Annotated in this window: 12 protein-coding genes and 2 riboswitches; of the genes, 10 read left to right on the plus strand and 2 right to left on the minus strand. The window is 42.3% G+C overall.

Annotated elements, in window-relative coordinates; translation table 11 throughout:
• Positions 1-88: 88 nt before the first annotated feature.
• A complete protein-coding gene (locus G603_RS0100165) occupies positions 89-3,262 on the minus strand; it encodes an insulinase family protein (RefSeq protein ID WP_026668924.1) in 3,174 nt (1,057 codons plus the stop codon).
• Positions 3,263-3,537: 275 nt separating this feature from the next.
• On the opposite strand from G603_RS0100165, the gene G603_RS0100170 reads away from it, so the two are divergent.
• The gene (locus tag G603_RS0100170; protein WP_026668925.1) at positions 3,538-5,112 is read left to right on the plus strand and encodes an alpha-amylase family glycosyl hydrolase; all 1,575 of its coding nucleotides are present in this window, start codon (positions 3,538-3,540) and stop codon (positions 5,110-5,112) included.
• Positions 5,113-5,173: 61 nt separating this feature from the next.
• Here the strand turns inward: G603_RS0100170 and G603_RS0100175 are convergent, their stop codons facing one another.
• A complete protein-coding gene (locus G603_RS0100175) occupies positions 5,174-5,401 on the minus strand; it encodes a hypothetical protein (RefSeq protein ID WP_026525640.1) in 228 nt (75 codons plus the stop codon).
• 136 nt (positions 5,402-5,537) lie between these two features.
• Here G603_RS0100175 and G603_RS0100180 point away from each other — a divergent pair, with 136 nt between their 5' ends.
• The 9 genes from G603_RS0100180 (at position 5,538) to thiT (ending at position 19,927) form a co-directional block, all read left to right on the plus strand.
• Positions 5,538-6,386, plus strand: coding sequence for a TraX family protein (locus tag G603_RS0100180; protein WP_081669762.1), 849 nt, complete (start codon positions 5,538-5,540; stop codon positions 6,384-6,386).
• Positions 6,387-6,405: 19 nt separating this feature from the next.
• A riboswitch (ZMP/ZTP riboswitch) is annotated at positions 6,406-6,489 on the plus strand.
• Positions 6,490-6,538: 49 nt separating this feature from the next.
• Positions 6,539-7,246, plus strand: coding sequence for an IMP cyclohydrolase (locus tag G603_RS0100185; RefSeq protein WP_026525638.1), 708 nt, complete (start codon positions 6,539-6,541; stop codon positions 7,244-7,246).
• 19 nt (positions 7,247-7,265) lie between these two features.
• Positions 7,266-8,444 (plus strand): phosphoribosylaminoimidazolecarboxamide formyltransferase, encoded by a 1,179-nt coding sequence (locus G603_RS0100190; RefSeq protein ID WP_026668928.1) that lies wholly within the window; start codon positions 7,266-7,268, stop codon positions 8,442-8,444.
• 28 nt (positions 8,445-8,472) lie between these two features.
• Positions 8,473-12,033: a PD-(D/E)XK nuclease family protein gene (locus tag G603_RS0100195; protein WP_035791501.1), complete on the plus strand. Its 3,561-nt coding sequence runs from the start codon at positions 8,473-8,475 to the stop codon at positions 12,031-12,033.
• A 10-nt stretch (positions 12,034-12,043) separates the two neighbouring features.
• Positions 12,044-15,931 (plus strand): helicase-exonuclease AddAB subunit AddA, encoded by a 3,888-nt coding sequence (gene addA / locus G603_RS0100200; protein WP_026668930.1) that lies wholly within the window; start codon positions 12,044-12,046, stop codon positions 15,929-15,931.
• Between the two features lie 253 nt (positions 15,932-16,184).
• Positions 16,185-16,904: a hypothetical protein gene (locus G603_RS0100205; RefSeq protein ID WP_026668931.1), complete on the plus strand. Its 720-nt coding sequence runs from the start codon at positions 16,185-16,187 to the stop codon at positions 16,902-16,904.
• A gap of 184 nt (positions 16,905-17,088) precedes the next feature.
• The gene (locus tag G603_RS0100210; RefSeq protein ID WP_026668932.1) at positions 17,089-17,811 is read left to right on the plus strand and encodes a hypothetical protein; all 723 of its coding nucleotides are present in this window, start codon (positions 17,089-17,091) and stop codon (positions 17,809-17,811) included.
• 161 nt (positions 17,812-17,972) lie between these two features.
• The gene (gene asnA / locus G603_RS0100215; protein WP_026668933.1) at positions 17,973-18,983 is read left to right on the plus strand and encodes an aspartate--ammonia ligase; all 1,011 of its coding nucleotides are present in this window, start codon (positions 17,973-17,975) and stop codon (positions 18,981-18,983) included.
• An 81-nt stretch (positions 18,984-19,064) separates the two neighbouring features.
• A riboswitch (TPP riboswitch) is annotated at positions 19,065-19,162 on the plus strand.
• A gap of 75 nt (positions 19,163-19,237) precedes the next feature.
• A complete protein-coding gene (gene thiT / locus G603_RS0100220; RefSeq protein WP_026668934.1) occupies positions 19,238-19,927 on the plus strand; it encodes an energy-coupled thiamine transporter ThiT in 690 nt (229 codons plus the stop codon).
• Positions 19,928-19,956: the final 29 nt, after the last annotated feature.

Raw genomic sequence — 19,956 nt, forward strand, 5'->3', positions numbered from 1 at the left:
CTTAATAAGTAATGAAGTCCTTTTTGATGCTTGTAACTGATGAGGCAGCACAGAAAGTGCTGCCTCACCGGATATCAGATTATAGGCATTAATTATTCTTGAAATTCAAAACTTCGTCAAAGGCATCCTTGTCGGCATTGATCTTTGCTTCATTACCTGAAGTTGCCATAGATGCGTTTTTAAAGAGCTTTTCTAAGCTTTCAGTAGCCTCAGCCTGCATGCCGGTATTGGAATTTTTTATATCATTTACCGTCTCTAAATAAAGCTCCTCATCAACTCCCAGAATGTCTCTTCTGATTCGTTTGACAGTATCACTCCAGATACCGGTGGCTTTGGTATCTTCACCGTATGCATTCAGAATATAGCCTGTAAAATCGGCCTCATCCAGAGTGGCGGTTTTGAGAAATTCAGGAATCTCTAAAAGCGCTTCAACGGATTCCTTTACGTTAGGATCTGAATATGTATAAGAAGTCAGATCATAGCACCTTGTTGTGGAATAACAACCCGCTGAATAAGCACCCATCCGGAATCTTAGAGTGGGAACTACATATTTATCACTGGCTGCATAAAGGAAAGGTATGTATGCGCCCCGGAAGTTTTCATCATTTCTGAAATCTGCATCAAGAACAGTATGGTTCTGAGTAGTTTCAACAATTATTCCTGTTCTGAGAGCAGGTACGGGCAGCTCATATTTTTCTGCACTTTCTTCGCTTTCAGGAAGAACTTCAAAAACCTTTGCTGCGGTCTTTACTACTTCCTCATTTTCTGTCTTGTCTGCTACAGATGAGAAAATGAGATTTGTCTTTGTAAAGGCCTTTTTTCTTACTGATTCAACATCGGCTATAAAAGAATTATAAGCTTCATCATTGTCTAAATTTTTATCAAGTTCAGATATGTAGTCATAGAATCCTGCATCATAAATATCCAGAGAGAATTTTTGTGTGTCGGCAAGAGTGGTCGTTCCGGATGCCTGTGAGTAGGAGTTTGCCAAAGAATACGCATCGGCTTTTGCAAGGTTATAGGCTTCACGGTCACGGGAAATGACATACTTGATATCCTGGCTGTCATTTAAATCTGTTTCAGTCATTACATTCATAACAAGATCAAGAGCCTTATCAAAGTCCTCATTTAATCCCTTCCAGAAAATATCCAGCATTGGCCTGTGATTTTTTCCTGCCTCTTCATTGGGGTGTAAGAGGGAAACAGAGAAGTTGTTCAGGTACTCGCTGTCAAGAAGCGAAAGCTCATCGGTACTGTATTTCGAGGTATTAGCTTCAAAGATGAAATTGGTATAAAGCATAAGGGCGCCGATTTCTTTCTTGGTCAGGTTACTGAGATCAAAGTAGATATCATAGCAGCCGCCTTTTGCTGCATCAACGCTTCCAAGATAATATGTGATGCCGTTTTCTTCTCTTTTCTCTAATGATGGTGTTTCATATTCCGGAAGATCCTTAAGATCCATTTGGAAATCGTTATTTGAAAGCTCATTCTGATTCCACTCATTGAATTCTTTGGTCTTTTGTACTAATTCCTGTATTTCTTCATCAGTCATCTTGGCTTTTTTATCTGCCAGGTAATCAAGTAATTTCTGATCAAACTCTTCAGCAAGGCCGGGCTTTGGCACGCAGGCAATAAGTATGCTTCTTGCAGGTGTAAGAACAGATTCTGCAAGCTTTTTAAAGGTCTGTTGCTCCTCATCCGCGATAAGGGCCTCAAGAACACTTTCATATTGTTTAAAATAGTCAACTCTACCGGTTCTTACCCAATAAACGTTATAGACATCGCTTAATTCTACTCCGACATTTCCTGCATCTCTCATGAAAACAGTGTTAAGTTCTTCTTCCTTAACATCTGCTTCAAAGATTTCCTTCGGAACTCCGTTTTTGGAAATTTCTGAAAGAGTATATTCAGCTATATCCTTAAGAGTCTGCATCTGATCTTCATTGGCGTATTCCATGGAAAACAGAAGCATTGGTTTTGCTGTATCTGTAGCTATTTGGACAAAAACAGGATTAGAAATGCCATCTTCAAGCAGCTTTTTATTCATGCAGGATGAGTTATTATTGATCAGTGACGTTAAAAGATTCCACTGAATAAGTTCATCATCAGTAGCATCTTCCATATCGATGCCATAATAAATGATTCCGCTGTCCTCTACAGAATCACCTTCATAAGCGGGGATATACTCGACCTTTTCAACATATCCGTCCTCTGCATGTGGATCTTCATACTGACTGAGGTCTGTTCCGTTTATTTCATATTTTGACAGATATTCCGTATCCAAAAATTCTAAGAATCTGTCGATATCCAGGTCGCCGTAGAGAGAAATAAGACTATTGTCGAAATGATAGTATCTTTCATAGGTCTCAAGTGTATGTTCGTAGGTCAGATCATCGTAGTGATACTCAGCCATACCGATCATATTGGAGGCTATCTGACCGGGGAACATATTATCAAGAACAAAATTGAGGGAGACATCGCCGGTATCAGTTAAAAAGCCGTAATCCTCAGCATAAACCGTACCATTGATTCCAATGTCACCATCAGGATCATCCAGTTCGAATCTGATCGCTTCTCTGTCAAAAATCTTTTCATTTTTCAAAATATCCGGGGCAACCATACAACTCATGTATGCATCCATCAGGGTCATAAGCTGATCCTGGCTCATGGATGAAACCGGATAGAATGTGACGTTCATACCTGTATGGGCGTTTATATACGTATTATAGGATTTGTTTGCAAGATCGAAGAAAAGATCCTGGGATGGATATTTAGCAGAGGAGGCAATTATAGCATGCTCGAAAACATGGTTCGTATCAGTTTCATCTATATAGGGAGTTTTGTAGGCAATACAAAAAGAAACTTCCGGATCGGAATTTTTGGTGTAGATCAGATCAGCACCGCTTTTTTCATGCTTGAAGGTATATAGATCAGAGCTGAGAAGACGGCTGGAGTAGATATCATTAAGTTTAAAGCCGTGATAGGTCTCGCCAACGACCATATCGGATGAGGATGTCTTTTCGCTTGAATCTGCAGAAACTTCGGCTTCATCATCAGCACTGGCTTTTGCAGCATCACCCTCTTCAGAGTCGGCTTCACTTTCAGCAACATCGTTAGTATCGGAATCCGCTTCGTTTGTGTCCGCGGATTCCGAGGCAGTTTCTTCAGTACCGCCGGTAGCCCCGTCATTGGCAGGCGAAGTACAGCCGCTTCCCACGACCATAGTGGCTGCAAGTAAAATTGCAAGAATTCGTTTATTCATTTTATATCCTCCAACATCTTTTTGAACCAAATATCGATCATATTGGCTGCAATCAATTATAGAATGAAAAGCCTGAGCCTTGTTTGGTTTAATCAAATGTTTAGCATCTTTTAAGATATTATTTATAGCATGAGAACACCGAGCAGTAGATAAGGCGCCTTATTTTGTTATGGAATATGCCTGTCCTATCTGCTAATATAAATAAAGCAAATAAGAAAAACGTTTTCCGAAGCGAAAATACTGGTAAAACTAACACACAAAGGGAGGAACAAAATATGCCGGCTTGGTTAAAGGATGCAGTTTTTTATGAGATTTATCCCCAGTCATTTTGTGATACAAATGGCGATGGAATAGGTGATATCGAGGGTATCATCACAAAGCTTGATTACGTAAAGAATCTTGGTGCCAATGCGCTGTGGCTTAACCCCATCTATGATTCACCATTTAAGGATGCGGGCTATGACGTAAGAGATTATAAGAAGGTAGCAGAGAGATACGGCACAAACGACGATCTGGTTCGTCTTTTTGAGGAAGCACATAAAAAGGGTATAAAAGTTCTTTTAGACCTGGTTCCGGGACATACATCAGAGGAGCATGAGTGGTTTAAGAAAAGCTGCGAATATGAGCCCAACGATTTATGGAACAGATATATCTGGACAAACGGTGCCTTCTGCGGAATCGGTGGACACCCCTATATCGGCGGCGAGGCTGAGAGAGATGGCTGCTATATGCTGAACTTCTTTAAGTGTCAGCCGGCTCTAAACTACGGCGTTCTTAACCGCACAGAGCCCTGGCAGATGCCAACTGATCACCCTGACTGCATAGCCACAAGGGAAGCCATGAAGGATATCATGCGCTTCTGGCTTGATAAGGGCTGCGATGGCTTCCGCGTAGATATGGCTGATTCTCTTGTAAAAGAGGATGATGAAGTAAAGAGCGCAACAGGTGCTATCTGGCAGAATATCAGAGAAATGCTTGATAAGGACTATCCCGAAGCGGCTCTTGTATCTGAGTGGAGTAATCCCGAGTGCGCCCTTAAATACGGCTTCCATGCTGACTTTTATCTTGATCATCACGGAAATGGTCTTAACGTTCTTTTCAGAGATGGTGAGACAGAGGGCGGAGACCACAGCTATTTCAAAAAAGATGGCGGCGACAGCCCCATGAGATTCCTTGCTGATTATGAGCACAAGTACGAGAACTCCAAAAAGTACGGTTATATCAGCTTCATAACCTGTAACCACGACACACCAAGATGCACCAAGACTATGGACATTGCTGAGCTTAAAGTGGCATATTCCTTTATTTTCACAATGCCCGGAGTTCCGTTCCTTTATTACGGCGACGAAATCGGCATGAGATATCTTGAGAATGTAAAGACAAAAGAGGGCGGCTTCCAAAGAACAGGCTCCCGTTCGCCCATGCAGTGGGATAAGTCTGCGAAAAACTATGGCTTTTCAGATGCTGATGGTGATAAGCTTTACATTCCTGTAGACGCTTCAGCTGATGCTCCCACAGTAAGTACTGCTGAGGCAGATGCCGACTCGCTTATTCACACAGTTCGTAGTATAATAGCCCTCAGACATGACAGAGAGGACCTTCAGGCAGATGCCGATTTCCGGGTTGTCTATGCAAAAGAAGGTGAGAGGTCCTTTATCTATAAAAGAGGAAGCCTTGTAATTGCAGTTAATCCCGGCGAGAAGGAAGAGAAGGTAAATAGAAAAGACTGCGCCGATATTCTCGCTAAAGAAGGAGAAATAAAGGGCAATCTTGTTTATGGAATTGGAACAGCGGATTTAACTGATGACGCTCTTGTACTTGGTCCTCAGTCCTTTGCGATCTTTGAATAATGCGGAGCGCTTTTATGAAACAAAAAAGCAGAGCCTTTTATGGCTCTGCCCTAATCTTTATTTAGTCCACCCGCATTACGGTCAGGAATATCGCCACTAAAATGAGCAGCACAAATATGGTGAATATAATGGTAAGGATTTTTGCAAACAGCGAATACTCCTTCCATTCACCATTGAAGAATACAAAGCGAACGAATACAAGCATGAACATCAGCTCAGCTATGATTATGATCGCATCATATATGATATTTATCAGTGTGATTGATGCCATAAAGCATGGGTTTAGCATTTTGATGCCTTCCTTAAAAATGGCTACAGTGCCGTATTCTTAAGCTGATTATAAGCTACAAATGTTATTTCGTTCAATTATGTATCTATGAAAAAAATATTACTAAATCTTAAATAACGGATGTTGGTTACGGTATATGTTTGATATATTTCAGCGAAAATTCAGTTTCATATCATCGAGTACTCTCAAGATAATAGCCATAGTCACAATGTTTATCGATCATGTGGCAGCAGGAGTTTTGCTCTACATGATAAGGGGAGGAATGTATCCCTTTGGCATGGACAGAGAACAGATTATAGATGTCTATGACTGGATGAGACATATCGGAAGACAGTCATTTCCGATATTCTGCTTCCTTCTTGTAGAGGGACTCTTTCACACAAAGAACTTAAGGAAATATGTTCTGAACATGGCCATCTTTAGCATAATCTCGGAGCTGTTCTTTGATATTTTATTCAAGGTGAGAGTGGACGTTGCTAATCCAAATGTCATTCAGCTATTGCAGGAAAACTGGGAAAAGGCAGGAAGTAATACCAACGTCTTTTTCACGCTGATGATAGGGCTTCTTGTTATTTGGATGATGAAGCTTATCGAGGAGAGATTCTTTGATGAGAATGAGTTTGCGTTTTTTGGCTTTACTGTAAGTAATCCCTTGTATATGCTCCTTTACTATATGCCCGCTGCGGTGGGCTCCATGATAGCATGGAAGATCGGATCCGATTACAGCTTTTGGGGAGTGACTCTCATAGCCATATTTTTCATATTCAGGAATCAGCCGCTTCTTGCCAGTATTTTTGGATATGTATTTTTATCAAACATGGGCGGAGAAGCCTGGGCCCTGCCGGCCTTCATACTGATCTATTTTTACAACGGCGAAAGAGGCTTTATTAAAGGCAATTACAAGTATGTGGTATACGCATTTTATCCGCTGCATCTGCTGCTTTTATTTATTGTTCGCCTGGCAGTTTTTGGTATTGCAAATTAAAAAAATATCGTGTAAATTATATGTGTCGTACGACTGACGGATTTGTGGAATACCACAGGGGAGTACGATGAATATTGAATTGTCGACCGTCTGGGCAGCCGCTTGATTAGGTATGCTCAGGCGGTTTTTTAGTACATTTTTAAGGAGAGACAATGGTTAATTTAGCAAAAGAACTCAGATCCAATTCATATCCGGGACGCGGAATCGTCATCGGCACAAGTTCAGATGGCAAGTATGCTGTAACTGCATATTTCATCATGGGAAGAAGTGAGAACAGCAGAAATCGTATTTTCGCCACAATGGGTGACGGAATCAGAACAGAGGCCTTTGATCCTGCAAAGCTTGAGGATCCCAGCCTTATCATATATGCACCTGTAAGAGTAAGAGGAAACGACACCATCGTTACTAACGGTGATCAGACAGATACAATTTTCGACCTTATGGAGGCAGGCCAGTCCTTTGAGGAAGCTCTCAGAACAAGAGAGTTTGAGCCCGATGCTCCTAACTACACACCTCGTATTTCAGGTCTTATGCACATCAAGGACGGCGAGTACAATATTTCAATGTCAATCTTAAAGAGCAATCATAACGATCCCTCATGCTGCCTTAGATTTACTTACACCTATGACAAGCCGGTAGCAGGCACAGGTTATTTCATCCACACCTACATGGGAGATGGCAATCCGCTTCCCAGCTATGAAGGCGAGCCTACAGAGGTTGAGATCTCAGGCGACATAGATACATTCACAGACATGGTTTGGGAGTCACTTAACGAAGACAATAAAGTATCACTTTTTGTGCGTTATATCGACATCAAGACCGGCCAGTTCAAGACACGTATCGTAAACAAGAATCAGTAATTAAGGGAGGAAATGACAGATGAAAGAACTCGCACTTAAATATGGATGTAACCCCAATCAGAAGCCCTCAAGAGTTTTCATGGAGGACGGTACAGATCTTCCTATAGAGGTACTTAACGGCAAGCCCGGATATATCAATCTTCTTGATGCTTTTAACGGCTGGCAGCTTGTATCAGAGCTTAAAAAGGCTACAGGACTTCCTGCTGCAACGTCCTTTAAACACGTATCTCCTGCAGGAGCTGCTATCGGACTTCCTCTTAACGCGATCGAGAAAAAGATTTACTGGGTAGACGATCTTCCGGAGCTTTCTCCCATGGCAAGCGCATATGCAAGAGCAAGAGGCGCAGACAGAATGTCATCCTTTGGTGATTTCATTTCCCTTTCTGATACCTGCGATGCAGATACAGCACGCCTTATCAAAAGAGAGGTTTCAGACGGAATCATCGCTCCTGACTATACAGATGAAGCTTTAGAGATTCTTAAGGCTAAAAAGAACGGCAACTACGCTGTTATCAAGATCGATCCTTCCTACAAGCCCGCTGCTCTTGAGAAAAAGCAGGTATTTGGCGTAACCTTCGAGCAGGGACACAACGATATTGAGATAAATGATGAGATGCTCGCTGACATCGTTACAGAGAATAAGGACCTTCCCGACAGCGCTAAAAAGGACCTTATCATCTCACTTATCACACTTAAATATACTCAGTCCAATTCTGTATGCTACGTAAAGGGCGGACAGGCAATCGGTATCGGCGCAGGTCAGCAGTCACGTATCCACTGCACAAGACTTGCAGGCAGCAAGGCTGACAACTGGTTCCTCAGACAGGCACCTCAGGTTCTGGAGCTTCCTTTCCTTGATAACATCAAGAGAGCAGACAGAGACAACACCATCGATCTTTACATCGGAACAGATTACATGGATGTTCTCGCAGATGGAAAATGGCAGAATCTTTTCAAGGTAAAACCTGAAGTATTTACAGATGCAGATAAGAAGGCATGGCTTGCTAAAAACACAGACGTAGCCCTTGGTTCAGATGCATTCTTCCCCTTCGGTGATAACATTGAAAGAGCAGCAAGAAGTGGTGTAAAATATGTAGCACAGCCTGGTGGTTCTGTCAGAGATGACAATGTCATTCAGGCAGCTAATGATCATAAGATGGTAATGGCATTTACACACATGAGATTCTTCCATCATTAATGATCAAATACATCCTTTTGGAGGCTATATGCTGCGTTTTGTATTTGGTGCATCAGGAGTTGGTAAAAGCCGCTTTGTGCAGGACTATATCATTGAGAAAAGTATCAGGGAGCCTGATAAAAATTACCTGATAGTTGTTCCCGATCAGTTTACAATGCAGACGCAGATGGATGTCGTAAAGCTCCATCCCAGGCACGGCATCATGAATATAGATGTCCTTAGTTTTTCCAGATTATCCCACAGGATATTTGAGGAAGTGGGCGAGGACAATTTGAAAACCCTTGATGATATGGGTAAAAGTCTTGTGCTAAGACGCGTGTCGCAAAAGCTTGAAGATGAACTTACTGTAATTGGCGGCAATATGCACAAGATGGGATATATAGATGAAGTTAAGTCCACGATCTCCGAGTTTATGCAGTATCGCATAAGCCCGGAGAATCTTGGCTTGTTAATTGAAGCTTCGGATTCTAAGGGTGCTCTCAAGGCTAAGCTCTCTGATCTTCAGCGCCTTTACGCAGGCTTCAAGGATTACATTAAGGGCGATTTTATTGCTCAGGAAGAGACCATGGAGATTCTTTGCAGGTCTCTTAATAAGTCGGGGCTTATTCCCGGCAGTGTCATTGTATTTGACGGCTTTACGGGCTTTACTCCCATACAGTATCAGGTTATAGGAGAGCTCCTAAGACTTTCGTCAGAGGTCATTTTTACCTGCACAATCGGGCAGGAGGATAATCCATACATTTATGATAAAAGCGCCGAGCAGGAGCTGTTTTTATTAAGTAAAAAAACAGTTCATGATATTTTGCGCCTTGAATATGAAAATGAAAAAGCCTTTGATCCCGGCTCTGTCCCTGATTTTGACAGGTGGGCTGATTACCGCTGTGAAGTGGCTGCATCAGATGGGACCGATGTTTTTCTAAAACCCCATGAAAAGAGCAGGCATGCGGATAACCCTGAGCTGTCATTTTTGGAGCAGCACCTTTTCAGATACGGCAAGGTTTCATACCAGGGGAAAACCGGAAGCATCAGGATTTTTGATGCAGATGATGTGAGAAATGAAGTTAGAATGGCTCTTGCAGGTGTATCAAAAAGGATAAAAGAAGAAGACCTTCATTATAGGGATTTTGCCATAGTCTGCGGCGATATCGAGAGATACTCCAAGGTGGTTGAGGAAGAGGCAGCCAGGTCCGGCATCCCTGTTTATATTGATCAGACCGGGAATATCAAGCTTAATCCCCTTATAGAGTTTGTAAAGAGTGCTCTTTTAGTTGCAAGCACAGGCTACAGCTATGAGGCTGTTTTCCACTACCTTAGAAGCGGAATCCCTGATTTTACCTATGATGAGATTGACGTTCTTGAAAACTATGTCATGGCACTTGGAATCAGGGGAAGGAAAGCCTGGGAGAGCGAGTTTAAAAGGCTCCCTTCAGTCATAAATAAAAAGCTCAGAAAGCGCGAAGATAAGGATGAGCTTAGAAGTGAATATCTAAAAGGCATAAATACCCTTAGGGAAAGAGTTGTAGCGTCTCTTTCTCCTGTTTTTGATGCTGCAGAGGATAACGCCCTTAGCTATTCCATGGCTGTTTATGAGCTTTTAAAAGGCGCAGGAGCAGCAGCTAAGATGGAAGCCTTTGCGGAGTCCTTTAGAAGCGCAGGGGATGAAATACGTGCCAAGGAATACTCCGTAATCTATAAAAAGGTCATAAATCTCATTGACCAGATAACTATACTTATGGCAGATGAAAAGCTCACTCTGGATGAGTATCTCGAGATCCTTGAAGTGGGCTTTGGCGATATAGAGATTGGTACCATTCCTCAGAGCGTTGACAGAATAGTTGTGGGCGATATTGAGAGAACAAGACTTAAAGAGGTTAAGTATTTGTTTTTCCTTGGTGTAAATGATGACCTTATTCCCAAAGGCGCAGGCACAGGCGGAATTATCTCTGATATTGAGAGACAGTTCCTTGTGGATGCAGGTACAGGAATTGAGATGGCACCTACCCCAAGGCAGCAGATGTATATTCAGAGGCTCTATCTTTACATGAACCTGACAAAGCCGTCAAAGGGGCTGCTTTTGTCCTATTCACATCTTACGCCTGATGGCAAGAGCATAGGGCCTGCTTATATCATAGGAAAAATAAAGGGCTTTTTCCCTGATGTGGAAGAACTTTCATTTACCCAGATAAGCGGCACTGAGATCTTAAGCACCTCTGAAAATGCTCTTGGATATTTTTCAGAGAATGTCCAGAAATATCTGAATGGATATATGGACGAGGCTCAGGAGAGCAGTTTTAAGGCGTTATACGCAGCTCTTGATGAAAAGGGAGTGGCAGATAAAAAAAGAATAAGTAAGATGCTACAGGCAGCAGGCTTTAGCTACAGACACAGACCTCTCTCCGATGCGGTATCTTCAATGATATATGGAAATGTTCTGGTGAATTCGGTATCAAGACTTGAGAAATTTGCCCAGTGCGCCTATGCACATTTCCTCAGGTACGGACTTGGCATTGAGGAAAGAGAAGAGTTTGATTTTGACTACTCCGATCTTGGTAACGTTTTCCACGGCGTTCTGGAGGGCTTTTCAAAGAAGCTTACAGAGCGGAATCTTACCTGGACAAGCTTTGATGAGGACCAGGGAAAAGAGATTCTTGATGAAGTTTTTGACAGCTATGCGGATGAGTACGGCGAAGGTATTTTATCTAGTACCATGAGAGGCGAGGCATCTAAAGCAAGGATAAAGAGGATCCTTTATCGCTCCATTGATACACTGCAATATCAGCTGCAAAAGGGCTCATTTATGCCTAAATACATAGAGTCCACTTTTGACAGCGCAGGAAGTATTGATGCCATAAATGTGAACCTTACAGAGGATGAGAAGGGCAGAATCCTTAAAAAGATGAAGCTCACTGGTAAAATCGACAGAGTTGATACCTATGAGGATGCAGACCACGTCTACGTTAAGGTAATCGATTTTAAGTCAGGTAATAAGAAGGTTGATCTTTGTGCACTGTACTATGGTCTTCAGCTGCAGCTTGTTATGTACATGAATGTGGCTAGAGGAATGGAGGCTGCCGGGCGTCCCGGCAAAGAGATAGTGCCTGCAGCTATCCTTTACTATCACATAAATGACCCGGTTCTTGAGGGTAAGGACTTTTCAGAGCAGCCAAGTGATGAGGAGATCAATGCCATCGTAAGGAAAGAACTAAGACCCAGCGGAATCATTCAGGAGAACAGAGAGATTGTGGATATCCTGGACCATGAGCCCGGGAAAGAATCCGATGTTATACATGTGAAATTCAAAAATGACGGCAGTTTTTCAAAAGGCTCAGAGGTAATGCCGGGAGCTGATTTTGAAGAGGTGTCAGACTATGTGAAAAAGCTTATTAGGAAAAGTGGAAGAAGCATCGTTTCCGGAGATGTGGAGATCAATCCTTACGAGCTTGACGGGAAAAGTGCCTGCACCTATTGCAGCTTCCGCTCAGTGTGCGGCTTTGATGAAGGTATCAGGGGCTATTGCAAGAGAGAGCTTCCAAAGCTTTCAGATGAAGCGGTTTTAGAAAAAATAAAGACAGAAGATATAGAAAACTAAGAGGGATCTAATGGGATTTACCGTAGAACAGCAATCTGTTATAGATGCAAGAAATTCAAACGTCCTTGTTTCTGCTGCGGCAGGAAGCGGCAAGACTACAGTACTTGTCGAGAGGATCATACAAAGAATCACAGGGGATAAGCCTATCGATATCGACAGGCTTCTTGTTGTTACCTTCACCAAGGCAGCAGCATCATCCATGAAGGACAAAATCCTTGAAGCAATATCCAAAAAGCTGGAGGAAGACCCCGGAAATGCTCATCTTCAGAGGCAGGAGACTCTTGTCCACGGCGCACAGATAACAACCATTGATTCCTTCTGTCAGTATGTTATTAGGAACAATTTTAATGAGATCGGCCTTGATCCTTCATACCGCGTAGGTGATGAAGGCGAGATGAAGCTTTTGATGCAGGATGTTCTTGCGGAGCTTTTAGAGGAAAAGTACGCAGAGGGGGACGAAGCATTTCTTAACTGCACCGAGTATTTTTCCACAGGTAAGGACGATACCAGAATAGAGGATTTCATAACGGATCTCTATAACTATGCCATGAGTATGCCTTTTCCTGAGGACTGGCTTCTTCAGAGAAAAAAGGACTATGAGATAGATGAAGCTGATTTTGAGAATGTCTTTTTCGTAAAAGAATGTAAAGAGCTTACTGCAAAGCTTCTTGAAGAGTGCGAGATGAGGCTTCAGATGGCACTTGATATTTCAAATGAGCCTGATGGTCCCCACATGTACGGTGATTATCTGGAAAAAGAGCTGGAGATGGTATCTGCTATAAGGTCTAAGGCAGGCAGCAGCTTTGATGAACTTAGGGCAGCTCTTCTTAATGTGAACTTTGACCGTCTTAAGCCTGTAAAGGATGATTCTGTAAACGCAGATAAAAGGGAAGCCGCCAAGGGTCACAGAGATTATGTGAAAAAGAAGCTTTCTGAGCTAGCGGACAAATTCTTTACCGAAGATAAAAAGACAATTTGCCAGCACATGAATTATGCCAAAGAGCCTGTGGCAGTGCTTGCTGACCTTGCCATAAGCTTTAAGGAGAAATTCGATGCCAAAAAGAGAGAGAAGGGCATCATCGATTTCGGCGATATGGAGCATCTGGCCCTGCAGATTCTTGTAAAGTATGAGGATGGGAAATGCGTGCCCACAAACGCAGCAAGGCAGTATCGTGACTACTATGAAGAAGTCATGATAGATGAGTATCAGGACTCCAACAATGTTCAGGAGATGCTGCTCTCTGTAATATCCGGGGAGGAAACAGGCAATTATAACCGCTTCATGGTAGGTGATGTGAAGCAGAGTATCTACAAGTTCCGCCTTGCAAGGCCTGAGATTTTTATGGAGAAAATGGATAGCTATGGCAGCGAAGCTGATGCTAAGGAGCGCAAAATATCCCTTCATAATAACTTTAGAAGCAGACGCGAAGTCTTGGACAGCGTAAACTACATCTTCGAGCAGATAATGGGTAAGGACTTAGGAAAAGTCGGCTATGACGAGGACGCAGCTCTTATTGCAGGGGCATCCTTTGAAAAGCCCGAGACTCCTGAGGAATATGCCACAGAGTATCTGTTTGTGGATGCCGGTGATGAAAAGAAGGATGGCTCAAGGGAGCTTGAAGCCAGAATGATCGCAGCCAGAATCCGTGAGCTAATGGCTGACGGTGTAGTCAGCGCAAAGGACGGAGGCTTTAGGAAGGTTAAATACAGCGACATTGTTATCCTTATGAGAGCCACAAGCGGCTTTGAGGATATTATAAAGAAGGTCTTTGATGAGATGGGAATTCCTGCCTACATCGAGTCCAAGGCAGGCTACTTTTCAGCTACAGAAGTGGCGGTAGTACTGAATCTCCTTAGGGTTATAAGTAATCCTATGCAGGATATTCCTCTTGTAAGTGTCATGAAGTCGGTTATAGGAGGCTTTGATGATGAGGACCTTGCACTTATTAAGGCCTTTGATGTAAGGCGTAAGAAGGATGCTCTCCTTGGCGGCAGCTTTTATGAGATTCTGAAAAGAAGCCTTGAGGAGACACCTGCAGATGCTGATGGATCTGCTAATACTACAGAAGCCGGAGATGCAGCGGTAGGAATCTCAACAAATATCAAAAACAAAATACGTGAATTTGTAGAATTATTAACTAAATTACGGCATCACAGTCAGTTCCTTCCTGTTAATGAGCTTTTAAAAGAGATATATGACATTACAGGATACTATGAGTACTGCGCAGCACTTCCCGGAGGAGAGAGGCGAAGTGCAAATCTTAATATGCTTATTGAGAAAGCCGTTGCCTACGAGAAAACCAGTTATCGCGGAGTCTTCCATTTTGTCAGATATATAGAGCAGCTTGGCAAATACGAGGTGGATTTTGGCGAAGCAGGAACCCTTGATGAGAGCGCTGATGTTGTAAGGCTTATGAGTATTCATAAAAGTAAAGGTCTTGAGTTCCCCATCTGTTTTGTGGCAGGCATGTCCAAGAGCTTCAATTACAGAGATGTCTATGATTCTGTTGTAAGTGATATGGAGCTTGGCATAGGAACCCACGCCATAGACCTTGAAAAGCGCATATTATACAGGACATTGAGAAAACGCATGATGGAGGAGACCATGAAAATGGATATCCTCGGCGAAGAGATGCGAATTCTTTATGTTGCCATGACAAGAGCAAAGGAAAAGCTTATCCTTACAGGCGCTGTGAAGCTTGGCAACCCTGAAAAGCATACGGCAACTGATTTTGGACCAAAGCTTTCTTCACTTTTAAGGTTCAGGAATCGCGAAGCCATAGAAGGTAATCAGCCATACCTTCTTCCGTTTTTCTTAAGGAGTACGGCGGCCTGTTATCAGGATCTTTTGCTGATGGCTCTGGCAAGACATCCTTCCTTTAAGGAGCTGTGCACTCTGGCAGAGACTGACTGCGATGATGTAGATGATAGATGCGGAATTAGTGTTTCCTCAATACGAGGAGATGATAACAGCTACGTTGTGCCCTACAGATTCAGGATATTCACGGCAAATGACCTTGAGGCGGCAGAGCTTTCAGAGGACATAAGCGTGGATATGAAGCTTAAGGATATAGCGGTTCTAAGCGCAGATGAAAAGGCGCTTTCCGAAAAGTTTAAGGAGCAGTTCCTTGAAAAATATGCCTATGAGAATCTTGGCAGGCTTTTTGTAAAAACCACTGTTTCAGAGCTTAAAAAGGCGGCATACATGGAAGAGGATGAGCCTGTCCATGATGCAGTTCCAAAGGCAGCCCTGGGAGATGTCGATGATGAGCTTGTGCCCTCCTTTGTAAAAGCAGCGGATAAGAGTCTATTTGGCGCAGAGAGAGGTACTGTTTACCATAAGATAATGGAGCTTATCTATGATACTAAAGAAGCCGGCGCAGATATGTTCCAAGGCGCAGAAGATTCTACAGGTAGTAAAGATGAGAAATTCATAAGCTATGACGAGAGGCAAAAGGCTCTGGATAAATGGATTGAATACCTTGAAGAGACCGGAATGCTGGCGGCCGGTGCAGGAGACTGCGTAAATACAGAGGATATCACTGCATTTTGCAATAGCCAGGTAGGCATTCGTATGAAGGAAGCCATGGAAAGGGGCCTTCTCCACAGAGAGTCACAGTTCATGATGGGAGTTCCTGCGGACCGCATAGATAAAGAGCTTCCTTCGGAAGAGCTTGTGCTTATTCAGGGTATCATCGACGTGTGGTTTGAAGAGGATGACGGCATCGTTCTCCTTGACTATAAAACAGATAAGGTCAGATCCGGTGATGAGCTTGTCAGCAGATACAAGGTTCAGCTTGATTACTATCAGGAAGCTCTTGAGCGCATAACTGATAAGAAGGTAAAAGAGAGGATAATTTACTCCTTTACCCTTGGCGAGGCCATTGAAGTTCCCTGATTACCGATCTTCGGAATATTTTTTCAAAAATTAATGAAAGGGATGAAAAAAATATCTAAAAAAGAAATAAAAAAATAGGCACAGAACGTGACAGATTTAACTGTCAATGACAGTTCTATGCGTTTCATGTATTCTTCCCGGAAATAGGCGATAATGAATATAACATCTATTCTTACAAAGACTTTAAAGCGGTGTCATTGTAAGAAAAGTGTTACGGATCGTGACAGCTTATGTGGTTGAAAGGAGTGGTCTTATGAAGGGAAGAAAGAGACGTCTAATCAATATCTTGCTGGCTACTTTACTTGTATTTGCTATTTTTACAAATTCAGCAGCACCTGCAAATGCGGCAAGTATCTTTACTATGGCATCAGCAAAGAAAACTGCATCAATTAAATTTGTAGCCGGAAAAGCAAAAATCAAAATATATTTAGGAGATGCATATAAACTTAATTGCAACCTGAATAATCCTAAATGGTCAACTTCAAATAAAGACGTAATACGCGTTGATGCAGCAAAAAATACTTTATATGCAGTTGGTGTAGGAACAGCGACCGTTACAGCCAAGAAGGGTGGCAAGAAGATATCCCGCAAAGTTGAGGTTCAGGCTCTTAAAGGTATGACTATAAGTAATACTGCGGCTGTTAGTGGCGGCGGAACACCTGTATATCTTACCGTTGGTAGTGAAAACTTCAGTATTCAGAGTATAATTACTTATCATTATAATGGTGGTAAGGGAAAGAAACCCGGAACTATCAGTATATATAAATACAATAAAGACACCCAGAAACGCGGAAAGAAAGTATTCACGGTAAAGGCAAACGGACTTTTTGGTAATACGTATTGGAACGCTACATGCCTTAAGAAGCTAAGTAAAGGCTATTATGTAGTAGAGGATTCCAATCCCAAGACCTGGAGCCAGAACACTGATACTGATGGAGCAGGATTTACCTGGATATACTACACAAGTGATTAACTAATAAAAGAATATAAGATTAGAAAACTGCCGGTGAGGTACTTCCTCACCGGCAGTTTTTTATCATATTTTTTCGTATATTACTTATCTTTTTAATGTAATAAGCCGATAAATATATATGTGAGAGTCATTTTGAAATTCACTAAATGTACCTGAAGAATGGTTTCTGAAAGGAGTGGGTTTTATGAGGGGAAGAAAAAGAAGTCTTCTTACAGTTTTTCTTACGGTTTTACTTGTCTTTGTATTCTTTTTAAACACTACAGTGCCTGCAAGTGCTGCGTCTAAAGTGGCATTTTCCAAGAAAAAACAGGCAGCTGTCCTTACCTTGAAAAAGACAAAAAAGCCCTATCAGATTTATCTTGGGGCAGCCTATGAGCTAAAATGCAGCCTTAAAAACCCAAAGTGGACATCATCAAAGGCGAAAATACTGAAGGTTGATGCCGCTAAAAATGTTGTTTACGCAGTTGGAGTTGGAACTGCCACGCTTACCGCCAAAGCAGGCACAAAGAAGATAACAACTAAGGTAATGGTTCTTCCTGCCAGCTACCTATCCAATTTTAACGGAAAGAGCGTTGATGGCGGTGCAGATCCGGCCATATTCAATGTCTGTGATGACTATGGAGCAATCCATATTCACAATATCATCACCTATCATTACAATGACGGTGATGGCGAAAAGCCCGGCACCATCAGTATTTACAACTACAATCCTGAAACTGGTAAAAGGGGCAAAAAGATAGCCACATATAAAGCAATAGGTCTTTACAGAAATACCTATTGGAATGTGACCTGTAATCTGACCTTGCAGACAGGTTCCTACATGATAGTGGATTCTGACAGTGATACCTGGAGTCAGAACAAGGCTTCAGGCGGTGTGGGGTTTGTTGGAATCTATGGTTCAAAGTAAATAAAATATTTGAATGCCATGCTAAGCCGATGAGGAAAAAACAGCTCCCCATCGGCTTTTTTGCGCCACTTTTTTGTACATTGATGTTTTACTTGCCTAAAGCAAAAAAAAGAGTTTTAATTATTACTATATTTTTAATGTGAAAAAAGAGGAGGAGCAAAATGGAGAATCTTATAATTCCCAAGGATTACAAATCAGCATTAAACCTCCACGATACGCAGGTAGGCATCAAGACCGTGAAGGATTTCTTTCAGAATACACTTTCTGAGAACCTGAACCTTTTGCGTGTTACAGCACCGCTTTTCGTGGCACCGGAGTCAGGTCTTAATGATAATCTTAACGGCGTTGAGCGTCCTGTAGCTTTTGATATCAGAAATGAAAATGAGCGTGAAGCCGAAATCGTCCATTCTCTTGCTAAATGGAAGAGATTTGCGCTTAAGAAGTACGGCTTTAAGGTAGGCGAAGGCCTTTATACCGATATGAACGCTATCAGACGTGACGAAATCCCTGATAACATTCACTCAGTTTTCGTGGATCAGTGGGACTGGGAGAAGGCTATAAGCAAGGAAGACCGCAATCTTGATTTCCTTAAGGACACCGTTCGCACTATCTACAAAGTGCTTCGTAAGACAGAGAAATACATGTCAATTCAGTACGATTACATAGAGGAGATTCTTCCGCATGACATTTTCTTCATCACATCTCAGGAGCTTGAAGACATGTATCCGGATAAATCCGCAAAAGAGCGTGAATATCTTATAACCAAAGAAAAGGGTGCTGTTTTCATCATGCAGATAGGTGATCTTCTTGCATCAGGAAAGAAGCATGACGGACGTGCGCCTGACTATGATGACTGGGCATTAAATGGCGATATTCTTGTTTATTATCCTGTTCTTGATATTGCGCTTGAGCTGTCATCAATGGGTATCAGAGTAGATGAGGATTCCATAAAGTCTCAGCTTGAGAAGGCAGGCTGCACAGAGAGAGCAGAGCTTCCTTTCCAGAAGGCAATCATCAACAAGGAGCTTCCTTACACCATCGGTGGTGGTATCGGACAGTCAAGACTTTGCCTGTTCTTCCTGAGAAAAGCTCATATCGGTGAAGTTCAGTGTTCACTTTGGCCGGATGAGGAAGTAGAAGAAGCTACAAAGAATGGTATCCAAATCCTCTAAGAAAATTGAGTACTTTTTAGAAACTTGTATTGACAATTAAGGCTAAATGGCTTTTAATTAGATTCGAAAAAAATAAAAAGCGATATTTGCTAGGGGAGCTATGCTGAGAAGATGTTTTACATCGACCCTCATTACTTGAACCGGATAATACCGGCGTAAGGAAGCGATTCAGGATACAGACACGCAGACAATAGGCGTGTATCTTAAATGAGTTGTCAGACCTCCCTTTGCTATATCAAAAGGGAGGTTTTGTTATGTCAATATTTTTAAAACAGGTTGAGGATACCTACGAACTTACATCATCGGGCTATGGCTTACTGGTAGCCCTTCTTATCCTTGCACTTATTGCCACATGCTTCTTCACAGGAAAAGATCAGAAAAATCACTTTTCCGCAAAACAGCTGGTGTTTGCATCAATGTGTGTAACACTTGCAACGATCACATCAATGATCAAATTTTTCAACCTGCCTATGGGCGGTTCAGTTACACTGTTTTCAATGTTCTTTATAACATTTGTAGGATATCTTTACGGAGTAAGAGCAGGTCTTACAGCAGCTCTTGCATACGGAATCCTTCAGCTTATCTTAGGACCCTACATCGTAAGCATACCGCAGCTTCTGTGTGATTACATCCTTGCTTTTGGTGCCCTTGGTGTTTCAGGATTTTTCAATAACAAAAAGCACGGCATGGTTCTTGGATACATCGCAGGTATTTTTGGAAGACTTGTCTTCAGCGTTCTTTCCGGTGTGATCTTCTTTGGTCAGTATGCTCCTGAAGGTATGCATCCCTTTGTATATTCACTTGGATACAACGGTATATACATTGGCGCTGAAGGTATCATGACACTGGTTCTTATCAGCATTCCTGCAGTTCATAAGGCTATGAACATGATCAAGGTTATGGCCAATGAGAACGAGGTAAGAGATAAGCTTTCACTGGTATAATGCCGGCGTTTTGCCCTATGTTTGGAAGA

Origin of the sequence: Butyrivibrio sp. AE3006, from assembly GCF_000424165.1 — a bacterium.
GTDB lineage: Bacteria > Bacillota > Clostridia > Lachnospirales > Lachnospiraceae > Butyrivibrio.

Excerpts from the sequence above, each read along its gene's own strand:
- addA (WP_026668930.1), top strand. The coding sequence starts at position 12,044 with ATGGGATTTACCGTAGAACAGCAATCTGTTATAGATGCAAGAAATTCA.
- G603_RS0100210 (WP_026668932.1), top strand. The coding sequence starts at position 17,089 with ATGAGGGGAAGAAAAAGAAGTCTTCTTACAGTTTTTCTTACGGTTTTA.
- G603_RS0100205 (WP_026668931.1), top strand. The coding sequence starts at position 16,185 with ATGAAGGGAAGAAAGAGACGTCTAATCAATATCTTGCTGGCTACTTTA.
- thiT (WP_026668934.1), top strand. The coding sequence starts at position 19,238 with ATGTCAATATTTTTAAAACAGGTTGAGGATACCTACGAACTTACATCA.
- G603_RS0100190 (WP_026668928.1), top strand. The coding sequence starts at position 7,266 with ATGAAAGAACTCGCACTTAAATATGGATGTAACCCCAATCAGAAGCCC.
- G603_RS0100195 (WP_035791501.1), top strand. The coding sequence starts at position 8,473 with ATGCTGCGTTTTGTATTTGGTGCATCAGGAGTTGGTAAAAGCCGCTTT.
- G603_RS0100165 (WP_026668924.1), bottom strand. The coding sequence starts at position 3,262 with ATGAATAAACGAATTCTTGCAATTTTACTTGCAGCCACTATGGTCGTG.
- G603_RS0100175 (WP_026525640.1), bottom strand. The coding sequence starts at position 5,401 with ATGCTAAACCCATGCTTTATGGCATCAATCACACTGATAAATATCATA.
- G603_RS0100170 (WP_026668925.1), top strand. The coding sequence starts at position 3,538 with ATGCCGGCTTGGTTAAAGGATGCAGTTTTTTATGAGATTTATCCCCAG.
- G603_RS0100180 (WP_081669762.1), top strand. The coding sequence starts at position 5,538 with ATGTTTGATATATTTCAGCGAAAATTCAGTTTCATATCATCGAGTACT.
- asnA (WP_026668933.1), top strand. The coding sequence starts at position 17,973 with ATGGAGAATCTTATAATTCCCAAGGATTACAAATCAGCATTAAACCTC.
- G603_RS0100185 (WP_026525638.1), top strand. The coding sequence starts at position 6,539 with ATGGTTAATTTAGCAAAAGAACTCAGATCCAATTCATATCCGGGACGC.